This is a genomic window from Pantoea sp. GM_Pan_4, from assembly GCF_026541005.1.
Classification (GTDB): Bacteria; Pseudomonadota; Gammaproteobacteria; order Enterobacterales; family Enterobacteriaceae; genus Pantoea; species Pantoea dispersa.
This window is the reverse complement of the sequence record NZ_JALNUZ010000005.1, coordinates 136,731-150,669: the sequence shown is the minus strand read 5'-3', so window position 1 is coordinate 150,669 and position 13,939 is coordinate 136,731. Positions and strand designations below refer to the sequence as shown.

Below are 13,939 nucleotides of genomic sequence, written 5' to 3'. Positions count from 1 at the left end.
TCAAAAAACTATTCATCTATCTATTCATAAAGTGATTCAACACCATGTCTACGCATGCGGAAACCGTACGCCAGCTTCTCTATAGCGGACCGATGACAGCAAGGCAACTCATTGAAAAAATTGGCATAAGCCAGCCTACGCTTTCCCGTGCGATTAGAGAACTGGGTGATGACATTGTCAAAATCGGGGCGGGTCCATCTATTCAGTATGCCCTGCGGGATACGTTTCGCGGATTCCGCTCGGCCCCGATTTATCGTGTTACCGATGAAGGGCAAATCAAACCTCTCGGCGAGCTGATTCCGGTTCGTCCGGAAGGGTTTGTGATGGTGCAGGCGGACCAGAAAAGCTTTCACAGTGACGGGCTGCCGTGGTGGCTGTTTGACATGCGACCACAGGGCTATCTTGGCAGAGCGTATGCCTCGACTTATGCCAGCGGGCTCGGTCTGCCGGCGAATCCCGAACAATGGGCGGACGCAGATGTCGTCAGAGCGCTGTTGGCGCAAGGTCATGATGCGATCGGCAACCTGCTGATCGGCGAGCAGGCGCGCAGCCGTTTCTTGGAAATGCCCGAACCGACTCCCGTGGAGCGCGAGACGGCGTATCCTGAGCTGGCGCGGGCCGCGGGCGCTGGTGAGGTGCCGGGCTCATCTGCGGGTGGCGAGCAGCCAAAATTCTGCACCTATACCGAACGCGGTCATGTACTGGTGAAATTCACCGCAGCAGATGACAACCCAGTCAGTGAACGCTGGCGCGATCTGCTGATGGCTGAGCATCTGGCCCTGAAAGTGCTGGGTGTTGAGACCGACGTGTTTGATATTGCAGGGCAGCGCTTCCTCGAAATCCCCCGCTTCGATCGGGTGGGCAAAATGGGCCGTATTGGCGTGTTTTCGCTGCGCGCGCTTGATGCGGAGTTCGTCGGCAATGCCAGTGCAAGCTGGCCGGTCCTCGTCAACCAGCTTGTGGCGGAAAAGTGTGTTCAGCCGGAGGCCGCCAGCAGCACGGCCCGGCTTTGGGCATTCGGCATGCTGATCGGCAATACCGACATGCACGCCGGCAACCTGTCATTCATCAGTCGCCATGGCCGTCCTTATCACCTCGCGCCAGCTTATGACATTCTGCCGATGGGCTTTGCGCCCAGAGCGGGCGGCGCCATCGTGAATACGCTGCGGCCAGCGTCACTGCCGGAAGTGGTCAGCAGCGATACATGGCGGGAAGCGCTGGCTTTGGCGGAGGAATTTTTGTCGCTGACGAATAGTTGCGATGGTTTCTCCGATCGTTTTGCGCCCTGCCTCGCCGCGTTACAACAGCATCTGGATGAGGCCCGAGCGCGCATCGCCCGACTCGGCTAAGCGCCTTTCCTGATTGATAATTTCTTCAAAGTTGCATCCTCGAAACAGGCGGTGATTAACCGCCTCGCACCCGATTTTCACCCTCGCAACTTTGCAAAAGTAAAACGATCGGTTTACTTTTTAAGATATGCGTAAAAAACAACACATCCTGAACGCTGCCGAGCGGCTGTTCTACAACAACGGTTTTCATGCCACCAGCACCGATTACATTTGCCGTGAGGCGAAGGTCTCCACGCGTACGCTCTATCAGCACTTTCCGTCGCGCGAGCGGTTAACTGCCGTGGTGATGACCGCGCGCCGGCAGCGCTTTGCCGATTTATTGTCACAGCCAGACGATCCGGCAGCCATCAGCCAGCTGTTTTCGGTACTGGAACAGTGGATGCGGGCGGAAGGATCGCTCGGCTGCTTTTTTGCCAAAGCGTACGGCGAGTATGCGGAACAGAATGCTGAGCTGGCGGCGCAGGCGCTGGATTATCGCTACTGGCAGCGCGGCTACATCCGTGCCTGCCTGGCGCACTCGCACAGAAATTCGCCGTCAGCGCTGGCCGATGCCATCTGGATACTGTTTGAAGGGGCGATTATGGCCGGGTTGATTGACGGTCCGCAGGCCGCGGTCACTGCGCGTCTGGCGGCTGAGCAACTGATGGCGAATACGCCATGAAAGCCTCACTCCGCCTGACGCTGAGCGGCTTTATGCTGATCGCCGTGACTTACGGACTGGCGCGTTTTGCCTGGGGAATGATGATGCCGCAGGTGGCGCAGCAGATCAGCTTCAGCCCACGCGCGTCGGGCATGCTGGCCGCCTGCAGCTATCTGGCTTACTGCCTGGCTACGCCCGGCGCCACGCTGCTGCTGGCGAGCTGGGGCGTGCGCAGCACCGCCATAATGGCAGCGCTGACGGCTATGCTCGGCTTACTGCTGCTGGCCGCTGCCAGCAGCGCATGGCTGATTACCGGTGGGCTGTTTATCGCCGGTCTCGGTGCCGGACTGGCTTCCCCGGCGCTCGCCAGTGCCGTGAGCCGGCAAATTGACGCGTCGCGGCAAACCGCCGCTAACACGCTCATCAACGCCGGCACCGGCGCGGGCATCATTGCGTCAGTGCCCATTTTCATACTGGTGCCCGGCGGCTGGCGCGCGGCCTGCTGCTGTTTTGCCGCGCTGGCGTTAATCAGCCTGTTGCTGGCACGCTATTGCCTGCCCGCAGGCCGTGCGGATCCACAGAGATCGCCGGTTGGCTGGCGCGATCGGTTGCACAACCGCGCGCTGCTGCGAGTGATCATCATCGCTTTTCTTAGCGGTGTCGCCAGCGCGGCGTGGTGGTGTTTTGGACCGGATGTGTTACGCCAGCACAGCAGCCTGAACGAAGGCCAGGCCAGTATGCTGTGGCTGGTTAGCGGCGCGGCCGGCATTCTCGGCGCGCTGACCGGCCCGCTGGCACGCTGCATCGGTATGCGTCAGGTGTACTGGCTGGCGCAACTGGCGATGGCCGTACCGCTGCTGTTGCTGGCGGCGCTCACCCACTTTAGCTACTGGCTGGTACCGGCGGCGGCACTGTGCGGCGCAGGATACGTCACGCTGTCGGGTATTCTGCTGGTTGCGGGTGCCGCCGCCACGCCACAAAATGCGGCCTCTGCCGTGGCGGCGGCGTTTCTGACGCTGGCGATTGGGCAAATTGGCGGGGCGATACTCTTTGCGCAGATCTACAGCAGCAGCGCCGCTGCGGCACTGCTGCTGTTCGCTGCCATCCCGGTTGCGCTGCTGTTTCTGATACCGGCTAACCCGCCACAGCGCGCTGACGCTTAACGTCCGGTGGTGAGCCAGCGGCTGAGGATGCCGGCACTGGAGTAGCCGCGAATGATCGCCGCGTAGCTGTCAAAGCGATTGCTCACTTCGCTTACCTGGTTGTTATACAGATCGCTCTCGGCGCTCAGGACATCCAACAGCGAGCGGCGTCCGAGGTGATACCACTGATCGAAAAAGTCTTTGCGGATGCGGTCAGACTCGACGATCAGACTCTTATACAGCGCGGCGCGATCGGCCATCGAATGTGCATCCTGGCTGGCAGCGCGCACGCGATTCTCCAGATCGCGCCGCTGCTCCTGCACCTGCTGACGACTGGCTTCGGCGCGTTTAATCGCCGCAATCTCCTGCGCGTTGGTTGAACCACCGCGGAACAGGCCCCAGCTAACGTTGATTCCGGTTTGCCACGCCTGCTGGCGACCGAGCTGATCCTCACGCGTGCTTTTGGTTACCGTCCAGTTGAGTTTTGGCAGGCCGGAAGCTTTAATCGCCTCCGCTTCTTTAAACCCCGCTCGCGTTTCCGCGCTGGCGCGCAGGATCAGCGGATGATAATCCAGGCTGGCCAGCTGACGATTGAGATCGCCAAAATTCATCGCCCAGCGATCGCTGGCTGGCAGCGTCACGCGACTGTTGCCCATCAGGCGGTTCAGCGTGATCTCGACATCGCGCGCGCGCGACTCGGCATTCTCCAGATAACTCTGCGCCTGCAGCAATCGGCCTTTGGCCTGCGTCAGCTCGCTGCGACGACCGGTATCTGACTGCACAATGCCGCTCAGCATGGTGGTCAGTTCGGTCATGCGCGCCACGTACTGCTGGCTGATGGCAATGATCCGCTGCTGCTTGTTCCACTCAATCAGCGCGTTGCTGACCTGCATCGCCAGCTCTTCACGCTGCGCCTGCGCCGCCTGCTGCGCCGAGGTCACGCGCTCTTCGCGGCTCTCGATGGTGCGGCTGGTCTGACCGAAATCAATCAGGTTGGTCGCCATCGACACGCCGAGCGCCGGCACGTTGCTCTGACTACCGTCGCTTTTTACCCCGCCACCAAACTCTTTGGTCGCCGAACTGGCGCTGACATCCAGCTGCGGCCAGCGCTGCCCTTTCGCCTCATCCACACTGGCGGCGGCGGCATCGGTCTGCGCCACGGATGATTTCAGCGCCGGGCTGATGCGCCAGGTGATACGTGCGGCCGAGAGGAATTTCTGCCGCAGCTCGGATTCAGCCACGGTTTCATCCACCGCGCCGCTCAGGCTGACCGGTGAACGCGCCACGGCGGCATCGGCGGCGGTGGTTCTGGTTTCCGCTACCGGCGGGCTGACAAAGCTGAACTCGCTCTGCGCTTTTACTTCTGCTTCATTCACCGGCACCGGCGCAGGCTGCTGCGGGTTGAAAGTGCGTACCGATTTCAGCAGCGGATTCGTCTGCTTTGGTTCCGGCTGGCGCTGCTCCTCCGTCAGAAAACCGCCGCCCTGTACCGGCTGCACCGGCGGCGGGGCAATCGGCGCTGCTGGCGCTGGCGCTGGTGCCGGTGAAGGTGCCGGTGCTGGTGCCGGCTGAGCGCGTGGCGTGGCCACCGGTGGCGCAACCGGCACGGCCTGAGGTTGCGTAAACATCGGTTGCGGTGCCGGCGCGGTTGCAAAGCGCTGGGCTGGCGCAACGGGCACGCGCTGCACCGGCGCGCTGCGTACCGGTGCCGCAGCGGGGGCGGCCGGGCGATGTCCGCTCATCTCGGCAAACATCATCAGTTCACTGGTCGAATCGGCCATTACGCTGATGGCCGGAGCCATCATGACCGTAATGCAACCGGCAAGCAAAGAGAGGCGCCGCGCCGCTGCGCGACGGTGCATATTATTATTTTTCATGGTTATTAACGCTCGCGGAAGGCTTCTTTCGCCTTAAGTACCGGCTTCAGCAGGTAATCAAGGATGGTTTTCTCGCCGGTGCGGATTTCCACCGTGGCCACCATGCCGGGAATGATCGGCAGATCTTTGTTGCCTGCGTGCAGCGTGCTTTTATCGGTGAGGATCAACACGCGGTAATAGGTGTCATCCGGGCGGCCGGAAGCGGCTTTCTGATCGTCTTTCAGCGTATCCGGACTGATGTATTCCACATGGCCATCCAGTCCGCCGTAGATGGCGAAGTCGTAGGCGGTGATTTTCACTTTGGCCGGCAGCCCCGGACGCAGGAAGGCGACATCAGAAGGACGGATTTTGCCCTCCACCAGCAGTTGCTCTTCCAGCGGCACGATTTCCAGGATGTGCTCACCGGGCTGAATGACGCCGCCGATGGTATTAACGCGCACGTTTTTCACCGTGCCGCGCACCGGTGCGGTAATGGTGGTGCGCTCGACCACGTCCGCGCGGCCAATCAGGTTTTCGCTTACCTGGCTGAGTTCCAGCTCCAGCCGCGCCAGTTCGGTGTTGGCATCAGACTGGTAACGGTTACGCCGCTCAACAATCTGCGCCTGGATGTCGTTCGCCTGGCGCTGCATGCGCAGCAGTTCAACCTCAGACAGTAATCCTTTCGCCGCCAGCGGCTCCGCCAGACGAATTTCACGCATCGACAGGGCATAGCTGCGCTGCAATGAGTTAATGCTGTCGTTCAGCGCGCGCTTGCGTGATTCATAGGCCTTGGTCTCCTGCGCAACCACGGCGGGATCGCTCTGCACCTGCTCGTCAAACGTCAATGGCTGCGCGTAGGCTTCGGCACGCAGACGCGCAATGCTGCCCTTCAGGCCAATCACCTTGCTCAGCGCCTCGCGATAGCTTGATTGCGCACGCGTCGGATCGATTTTCAGCAGGACATCGCCCCGGTTGACCACCGTGCCTTCACGCACGTTCATTTCGGCGAGAATGCCGCCTTCCAGACTCTGAATCACCTGCTCGCGGCTGCGGGAAATCACTTTTCCGTCGCCTTTGGTGATCTCCTCCACCCGCGCATAGTTTGCCCAGGTGAGACCGATGCCAATTACCGCGATGATGATCCACATCACCAGTTTTGATCCCGGCGTGGTTTGCGACAGCAGGGAAGCCTGCACGTCATTCATGAATTCGGCATCCGCAGCGGAGAGATTTTTGCTGCGGCTGCGCCATGGCATTAACTTGATCATACTGCGGCCTCCTCTGCCGCGGCGACGGCGGGCTCTGACGTTGCCGAAGCATCGTTAGCCGGCGCAGGTGCGCGCGCCGCCTGCTCTACCGCCTGACGCGGCGGCTGGCGGGTTTTACCTTTACCTTCCAGCGCGGCCAGCACCTGCTCTTTCGGGCCATCCGCGACAATTTTTCCTTCCTCAACCACGATGATGCGGTCGACCAGCGCCAGAATTGACGGACGATGCGTCACGACGATCAGCGTGTGGCCTTCGCTGGCGCGACGCAGATGCGCAAGGAACTGGCTTTCGGTCATGCTGTCCATGGCGCTGGTCGGTTCATCCATCAGCAGCACTTTGGGCCGCGTCAGCAGGGTTCGCGCCAGCGACACTAACTGACGCTGACCGCCCGACAGCCCTTCACCGCCCTCACCGACCGACAGGTTGATGCCGCTCGGATGGCGCGCCGCCACGTGATCGAGACCGGTCAGATTCAGCACACGCAGCAGTTCATTCGCGGTGGCATCCGGCCGGCCAATCATCACGTTCTCGCGCAGCGTGCCGTAGAACAGGCGCGCATCCTGGCTGACGAAGCCCACTGCTTTGCGCCAGTCGGCCGGATCGATCTGGTTAACATCGAGTCCGTCGGCGGAGATCTGCCCTTTCACCGGCTGATACAGACGCGCCATCACGCGTAACAGCGTCGATTTACCGCTACCGATGCGGCCAAGAATCGCCACGCGCTCACCGGCCTTAATGGTCAGCGAGATATCTTTGAGGATTTCCGGATTGGGCTTCATCGGCGGTGCCGGATAGGAGAAGCTGACATTGCTCAGCGAGATCTCGCCGGTCAGCGGCGGATCGGTCAGGTAGGTTTTGCTGCTGTCGCGATCGACCGGCATCTCCATCAGCTTATTCAGCGAGGTCAGCGCCGCTTTGGCCTGCTGATAACGCACCGCCAGACCAATCACCTGACCCAGCGGGCCAGTGGCGCGGCTGGCCAGCATCACGGTGGCGATCATCGCACCCATGGTGAAGGTGCCAGCGTTGATCAGATAAACCCCGGCCACCACCAGCATCACGGTCTGAAACTGCTGCAGAAAGGTCACCACGCCGGTTGCCAGCGTCGAATAGCGTTTTGACTTCATTGAGTTAGCCGACTGCAGCGCGCTGAAGTTCTCCCAGCGGCGCTGCATATGCGCTTCACCGCCCACGGCTTTCAGCGTTTCCATGCCTTCAACCGACTCAATCAGCACGCCCTGTTTCAGCGACGCATCGCGCAGATTCTCTTTCATGATGCGCGCCAGCGGCCACTGGATCGCGGCGCTGACGATGATGATCAGCGGGATCATCATCAACGGAATAATCGCCAGCGGACCGCTGATAAAGAAGATCACGCCGACGAACATCAGGATAAACGGCAGATCCGAAATCGCCGCCAGCGTCGCCGAAGCAACAAAATCGCGCACCGATTCGTATTCACGGATCTGGTTGGCGAAAGTGCCTGATGAGGCCGGCTTGTGCTCCATCTGGATCGACAACGCCTGACGGAACAGCATGCTGCCCAGCACCAGGTCGGCCTTTTTGCCCGCCATGTCCAGCAGATGCGCCCGCACAAAGCGGGTAATGGCTTCGAAGATCATGGCGATGGTGACGCCAATCGCCAGCGACCACAGCGTAACAAACGCCTGGTTCGGCACCACGCGATCGTAGACGTTCATGGTGAAGAAGATGCTGGAAAGTGCCAGTACGTTGATCAGCACGGCGGCGATGGCGGCGCTGCGGTAGTAACGGCGGTAGCGCCACAGGGTGCTGAACAGCCAGTGGCCTTTGACCTCCGGCAGCATTTCGCTGGCGCGCTCATCCAGTACCGCCGCCGGTTTCGCCATCACCGCAAAGCCGGCGTAAATCTCGTTGAGCTCCGCCAGGCTCATCTCCACCGCTTTATCACTCACCTCCGGCATGATCAGCTGGAAACGCAGCTCGCGTTGATTCTCCTCATTGGTGTGAATGCGCCGCGACAGCACAATGCAGCCGCCGCCGTTCTGCCGCAGCAGTATCATCGGCATCAGCTGCTCCGGCAGATCCTGCAGGCGGCGTTCAACCATGCCGCCGGTAATGCCAGCGTTCTCCAGAGCGGTCATCGCCTGCGACGGCGACAGCAGCGTCGCTTTCGGCAGGCCGGCGACCAGCGCCTCTTCACTCTTCTCGCGTTTGTAGTGTTTGCAAATCCACGCCACGCTTTTTAACAGCGTGTCATCCACGGTGGTTTCGATACGAGCAACAGAACGCGCATCCTGCTCCACGGCATTCTGCTTCTGGTCCATCATTTCCCGACTCCTGTAAACCTGACAAAAAACGGTGGACGCATCGTCCACCGCAGACTTTTCTTTGAATTGGGAAAATTCTGACAGAAGGCAGCTTTCAGGCCGTCCAAGACTTGTCTCAAACGGTGGAGAATATTTATGAATAAAGTGGGCAAAGCCCGATTGAATGCGGTCTGGCGACCGATCAACTGCAGAATAATCGCGGCGCTGTTGAGCGCTGTCCTGGGCGTGTTATCTTAGCTGCTCGCTTTACTGCAACCGGACAAAGAGCAATGGCAAAACAGCGGGTAGGTATCGTATTTGGCGGCAAGTCGGCCGAACATGAAGTGTCGTTACAGTCGGCCAAAAATATTCTTGAGGCGATCGATAAAAACAAATACGACGTGGTGCTGCTGGGGATCGACAAACAGGGCGAGTGGCATCTGAATGACGCTTCAGGCTTTCTGCTCAACGCCGACAATCCGGCGCTGATTGCCCTGAACCGCTCCGGTGAAAACGTGGCGCTGGTGCCCGGCAGCCGCGCGGAACAGCTGATTACGCGGCAGCAGGCGCAGCCGCTGTCGCAGCTGGATGTCATCTTCCCGATTGTGCACGGCACGCTGGGCGAAGATGGCTCGCTGCAGGGACTGCTGCGCATGGCCAATCTGCCGTTTGTCGGGTCGGATGTGCTGGGCTCCGCGGTCAGCATGGACAAAGATTTCACCAAACGCCTGCTGCGCGATGCCGGCCTGAAAGTGGCACCGTGGCTGAGCGTCACCCAGACGCAGCGCGCGGCGCTGGATGTGCAGGCGGTGATTGCGCGCTTTGGCCTGCCGCTGTTTATCAAGCCAGCCAATCAGGGATCATCCGTTGGGGTGAGCAAAGTGACGCAGCCGGACGAATTCGACGCGGCGCTGGATCTGGCGTTCCGCTTTGACCGCAAAGTGCTGATTGAACAGGGCATCAGCGGCCGTGAAATTGAATGCGCGGTGCTGGGTAACGAGGCGCCAGAAGCCAGCCCGTGCGGTGAAATTGTGGTGCACGACGCCTTTTACTCGTACGACACCAAATATATCAGCGAGAGCGGCGCGCAGGTGGTGGTACCGGCTGACATCAGTGCGGAAGCCAGCGAGGCCATTCGGGCTGTAGCGATTACCGCGTTTCAGGCGCTGGAGTGCTTTGGCATGGCGCGCGTCGATGTGTTCCTCACCGAAACGGGCGACATTATTGTCAACGAAGTGAATACTTTACCCGGCTTCACCAACATCAGCATGTATCCCAAACTGTGGCAGGCGGCCGGCCTGAGCTATAGCGATCTGATCACCCGCCTGATTGAGCTGGCGCAGCAGCGTCATCAGCAATCCAGCCAGCTGAAAAGCAGCGTGTAACCTGCGATGGCGTGGCTCAGGCCACGTCATGCGCCATGCTGCGCGGCGCGATTGCCGGTGAGGTCTGATTGCGGCCGTTGCGCTTGGCAACGTAAAGGTGTTTATCCGCCGCTGACACCAGCCGGTTGATTACCCCCGGCCATTCACGTTCGTTAACCGCACCGCCGCGCGCCAGGCCGAGGCTGACCGTCACGGTCACGGTGTTGCCCTGAATCCAGAACTTCTCTTTCACCATTGCCTGACGAATCACTTCGGCCAGCTGAAACAGCTGGCTGTGGGTGTAATCAAATACCACCACCACGAACTCTTCGCCGCCAAAGCGGCACACCAGGCCGCGACTGCCGACCACGTGCTGAATACGGCGCGCAATTTCCTCCAGCACGCCATCGCCGGCATCATGGCCGAAATTGTCATTAATGGCTTTGAAGTAGTCGACATCCAGCATAATCACGCCGGCTTCACGCTGCAGGGAAAACGGCTGCTGGCGCAGGTTTTCATACAGGCCGGAGCGCGACAGTAGCTGGGTGAGGAAATCGTAATTGGCGCGCAATACCAGCCGATGGTTAAGCTGGCGAATGGCGTCCATGCTCACCGCCACCAGCAGCGGGCTGAGCGCCACGGTGGCCACGCCGAGCCGTGCGGAAGTGAGATGGCTGATGGGCAGCAGCGAATCATCGCCCTGAATATTCATCACGCCGTGCGAGACCAGCACGATCTCGGTGATGCCGGTGAACAGAATCACCAGGCTGGTGATCGGAATCGGCAGAACAATGGCACACCAGATCAGCGCCGGCACCGGGAAAGTCAGACTGCCCGCGCCACCAATCAGCGCCCCCACCGTGAGCGACAGCGCCACGGCGAGCAGCGGCAGCAGCCTGGCCGGGTGTGCCAGCGTCCGCAGCGGCACGCTGCGCAACGGACGCGTCAGCATCACCGGCAGCAGCATCAGCGAGGTGGAGAACTGCTCGCTGAACCAGTCGGCCCACGCCACCACAAAGCGCGCGTTGAAGTCGATATCCTGCGCCCACGCACCCCAGGTGGCACACGCTGCCGCGCCGAGCAGGCACGCCGGAAAGATGCGCATGGCGTTGAACACCTGGCTGTTTGCGGTTGGCGATTGCAGATGCTTAATCAGCATGCTGACTGACACCAGGATAAACAGGATATTGGCAAAATTAATCGTCACCGCTGGCAGTGCCCAGCCGGAAAAAACCGTATCGTTGAAAATCATGGCGGCAAAACACACCAGATAACTGGAGGTGGTGTGTAAAAACGGGTTGCGCACCATCAACCCGGCGATAAGGGCATTCACTGGCCAGAACAGGGAAAACTCTTCGGGAATACGCAGGTGGCTGCCAATAAAGCAGAAGAACAGCGTAATAAGACACAGCGAAAGAGCATTCTTTTTAACATTATTCTCTTCAAACAGCTTAACGCGCATACGTCTGAACCCTGTAACCTGAAATCGCTGCCATCCGTCGCTGGCATCAGCAATCATTTAACCTGAAAAATCCGTGCGATAATTCGCTAATTAAACCGGTGTTCGTCGCCCTGCTCTGCGACTGAGCGGCGCTCACTCTGCCATGAAAGCCAGAGACGAGCTACCAGCCCTGCCAAAAGGGAGTGAAACAGGCAGGCGCTGTGATCGGCAATTATGCCGTATAAATAAAAAAATCGGATATCCGGGATATCCGATTCTGGCGAAAAAAACTGCATGACTGCGCGCGGTAGCGTTATTTCACCGCTACCGGCCACTGGCTCAGCCGGATGCCGCGCTCACCGGCGCTATCCCCGAAATCCTGCAGCACCGCTTTCACGTCCGGATCCATATACTCGGCGTTATCGTGATCGACAATCACCACGCTATTTTCCGGGATCTCCGCCAGCAGCCCCTGCAACTTCGGGTTGTGCATGAAGGTCAGGTTTTGCTGAAAGCGCAGCACGTAATGGTCGTCATAGCGGGTAAGCTGCAGCGCGTTGCGGTGGCTTTGGTAGATGCTGCACAGAATCTGCGTCGCGATACCGATGCCAATCCCGGCCAGCATACCAAACACAATGATACCGCCGATGGTGGCAAGAAACGGCACGTACTGCTGCGCGCCCATGCGAATCTGTTCGACGAACAGGCGCGGCGTTGCCAGCTTGTAGCCGGTATACAGCAGCACCGCGGCCAGGCTGGCGAGCGGAATCGCGTTAAGCAGGGCGCTGAACCACAAGCCACAAATCAGCAGCAGCACGCCGTGCAGCAGAATCGACAGTTTGGTTTGTGCACCAACGCTGACGTTGACCGAGCTGCGCACAATCACCGCGGTAATGGGCATCGCGCCGAGCAAGCCGGCGGTCAGGTTACCGATGCCCTGCGCGAACATCTCTTTATTCGGTGACGGCGCCGGGTGCTGCGGACGCAGTTTTTTCAGCGCCTCCTGGCTGAGCAGCGTTTCAAGGCTGGCCACCAGCGCCAGCGTAATCGCTACCACCCACACCGACGGATTCTGCCACGCCAGCCAGTCTGGGGTTTCCAGCTCCGCCACCAGCGCCGACATACTGTCAAACGCCGGCAATACGATACGCGGCAGGCCTTCGCCGAGGCTGGGAAACAGGCGATCGCCCAACACCGTGGCGAGGCAGCCAAACAGCACCGCCACCAGCGGGCCGGGGATCCAGCTCAGCGCTTTAACTGCCTTGATCGCGGGCGTGGTCCACAGCCACAGAATCAGCAGCCCGCTACCGGCCACCAGCATCGCGCTGAGCGAAAATGAAAACTCACCGCTGACCAGCGACTGCAGACCGGCATCGCTCGCTGCGCCCAGCGCCACCGGAATCTGCTGCATAATCAACAGCAGGCCAATTGCCGCCAGCATCCCTTTGATGACGCTGCCCGGCACCAGCGAGATAAAACGACCGGCGCGCAGCAGGCCGAGCATGCACTGCAGCACGCCAGCCAGAATCAGCGCGGTAAGAAATGCGGAAAAGCTGCCGAGCGTCTGGATTGAGGCCACAACAATAGTCACCAGCCCCGCCGCCGGGCCGCTCACGGCAAAGCGCGAGGGACTGAGCGCGGTAACCAGCAGACCGCCGATCACCCCGGTGAGCAGACCGGCAAAGGGCGGCAGACCGCTGGCCTGCGCGATGCCCAGACACAGTGGCAGCGCCACCAGAAACACCACCAGACCAGCAGGAATATCCTGACGAAGCGTTTGCAGATTCATGATGAGGGTTCCTCTGACGATTGCTGTATTAACTCTTTCAGATGGCCGGACTGCAGGTCATAAACGCAGCCAAATACATCCAGTTGCTGTCCGGCCTGCCAGGCCTGTTGCACCGGCTCGCAGCGCACCAGCTGGCTAAACTGGGCGATGACATTGGCTTCAACCAGCCGGTTAAGCTTGCTGCTCTCCTCTTCCTGCGCGGGACTGGCGTGATAGGCCACCAGCCCGTGCTGCAATGCGCGCCGCAGCGCGGCAATGCGCCTGGCAAGCGCCGAATCCTCCTGCGCTAACGGGCTGGCAGGCAGACCCAGCGCCGCCTGCACGCCGCCGCAACCGTAGTGGCCGCACAGCACAATGCGCTCGACGCCGAGATAAAAAATCGCGTACTGCAGCACGCTGAGGAAGTTGTCATCATCGGGTAGCACCATATTGGCGATGTTGCGGTGCACGAATAGCTCGCCCGGATGCGAGCCGGTCAGCACTTCTGCCGGTACGCGACTGTCGGAACAGCCAATCCACAGGGAGTGGGGTTTCTGCTGATGCAGATATTGTTCAAAGTAATCGGGATTACGCTCGCGGCGCTGGAGTGCCCAACTGCGATTTTTCGCTAATAAGGGTTTAAGGGTCGTCACAATTATCTTCTCTCTGTATCCGCAAATAGCGCTTCCGGGCAAATAAATGCATGGCGCAGCACGGTTTTAGCGTTCTGTGGCAGGTGAATACGGCGCTTTCTCACAGAAATTGGTTATAGACGCTTATGAATTGATTTGCACCATGAATATTTCAGCCCGGCAGAAGAAGC

The 13,939-nt window shown here is 60.0% G+C and carries 10 protein-coding genes; 4 read left to right on the top strand and 6 right to left on the bottom strand.

Features of this window, described 5'->3' with window-relative positions; all coding sequences use genetic code 11:
• Positions 1–44: 44 nt before the first annotated feature.
• The 3 genes from yjjJ to OXR61_RS13365 all read left to right on the top strand — a co-directional run bounded on the left by yjjJ (position 45) and on the right by OXR61_RS13365 (position 3,152).
• Complete coding sequence (yjjJ, locus tag OXR61_RS13375; protein ID WP_031280141.1) at positions 45–1,349, top strand: type II toxin-antitoxin system HipA family toxin YjjJ; 1,305 nt, start codon at positions 45–47, stop codon at positions 1,347–1,349.
• A gap of 127 nt (positions 1,350–1,476) precedes the next feature.
• A complete protein-coding gene (locus tag OXR61_RS13370; protein ID WP_021509678.1) occupies positions 1,477–2,010 on the top strand; it encodes a TetR/AcrR family transcriptional regulator in 534 nt (177 codons plus the stop codon).
• On the top strand, positions 2,007–3,152 hold the full coding sequence (locus tag OXR61_RS13365; RefSeq protein ID WP_021509679.1) for an MFS transporter: 1,146 nt from the start codon (positions 2,007–2,009) through the stop codon (positions 3,150–3,152). Before OXR61_RS13370 ends, OXR61_RS13365 begins: the two co-directional genes overlap by 4 nt.
• Here OXR61_RS13365 and OXR61_RS13360 read toward each other — a convergent pair.
• The 3 genes from OXR61_RS13360 to OXR61_RS13350 are packed head-to-tail and all read right to left on the bottom strand — an operon-like array spanning position 3,149 to position 8,564.
• Entirely contained in the window at positions 3,149–5,008 is a 1,860-nt protein-coding gene (locus tag OXR61_RS13360; RefSeq protein ID WP_021509680.1) for a TolC family protein, read from the bottom strand. The two genes, OXR61_RS13365 and OXR61_RS13360, sit on opposite strands and share 4 nt — an antisense overlap.
• Before the next feature lie 5 nt (positions 5,009–5,013).
• Positions 5,014–6,255 (bottom strand): HlyD family type I secretion periplasmic adaptor subunit, encoded by a 1,242-nt coding sequence (locus OXR61_RS13355; protein ID WP_021509681.1) that lies wholly within the window; start codon positions 6,253–6,255, stop codon positions 5,014–5,016.
• Positions 6,252–8,564 carry a type I secretion system permease/ATPase gene (locus OXR61_RS13350; protein ID WP_021509682.1) on the bottom strand — a complete coding sequence of 771 codons (2,313 nt, stop codon included), beginning with the start codon at positions 8,562–8,564 and terminating at the stop codon, positions 6,252–6,254. Before OXR61_RS13350 ends, OXR61_RS13355 begins: the two co-directional genes overlap by 4 nt.
• A 269-nt stretch (positions 8,565–8,833) precedes the next feature.
• Here OXR61_RS13350 and ddlA point away from each other — a divergent pair, with 269 nt between their 5' ends.
• Positions 8,834–9,928 carry a D-alanine--D-alanine ligase gene (gene ddlA, locus OXR61_RS13345; RefSeq protein ID WP_021509683.1) on the top strand — a complete coding sequence of 365 codons (1,095 nt, stop codon included), beginning with the start codon at positions 8,834–8,836 and terminating at the stop codon, positions 9,926–9,928.
• Positions 9,929–9,944: 16 nt separating this feature from the next.
• On the opposite strand, the gene OXR61_RS13340 is transcribed toward ddlA, so the two are convergent.
• The 3 genes from OXR61_RS13340 to OXR61_RS13330 form a co-directional block, all read right to left on the bottom strand.
• Positions 9,945–11,369: a sensor domain-containing diguanylate cyclase gene (locus tag OXR61_RS13340; protein WP_267412312.1), complete on the bottom strand. Its 1,425-nt coding sequence runs from the start codon at positions 11,367–11,369 to the stop codon at positions 9,945–9,947.
• 292 nt (positions 11,370–11,661) lie between these two features.
• Positions 11,662–13,137, bottom strand: coding sequence for a SulP family inorganic anion transporter (locus tag OXR61_RS13335; RefSeq protein ID WP_021509685.1), 1,476 nt, complete (start codon positions 13,135–13,137; stop codon positions 11,662–11,664).
• Complete coding sequence (locus OXR61_RS13330; protein WP_031280142.1) at positions 13,134–13,775, bottom strand: carbonic anhydrase; 642 nt, start codon at positions 13,773–13,775, stop codon at positions 13,134–13,136. Before OXR61_RS13330 ends, OXR61_RS13335 begins: the two co-directional genes overlap by 4 nt.
• Between the last annotated feature and the right edge of the window lie 164 nt (positions 13,776–13,939).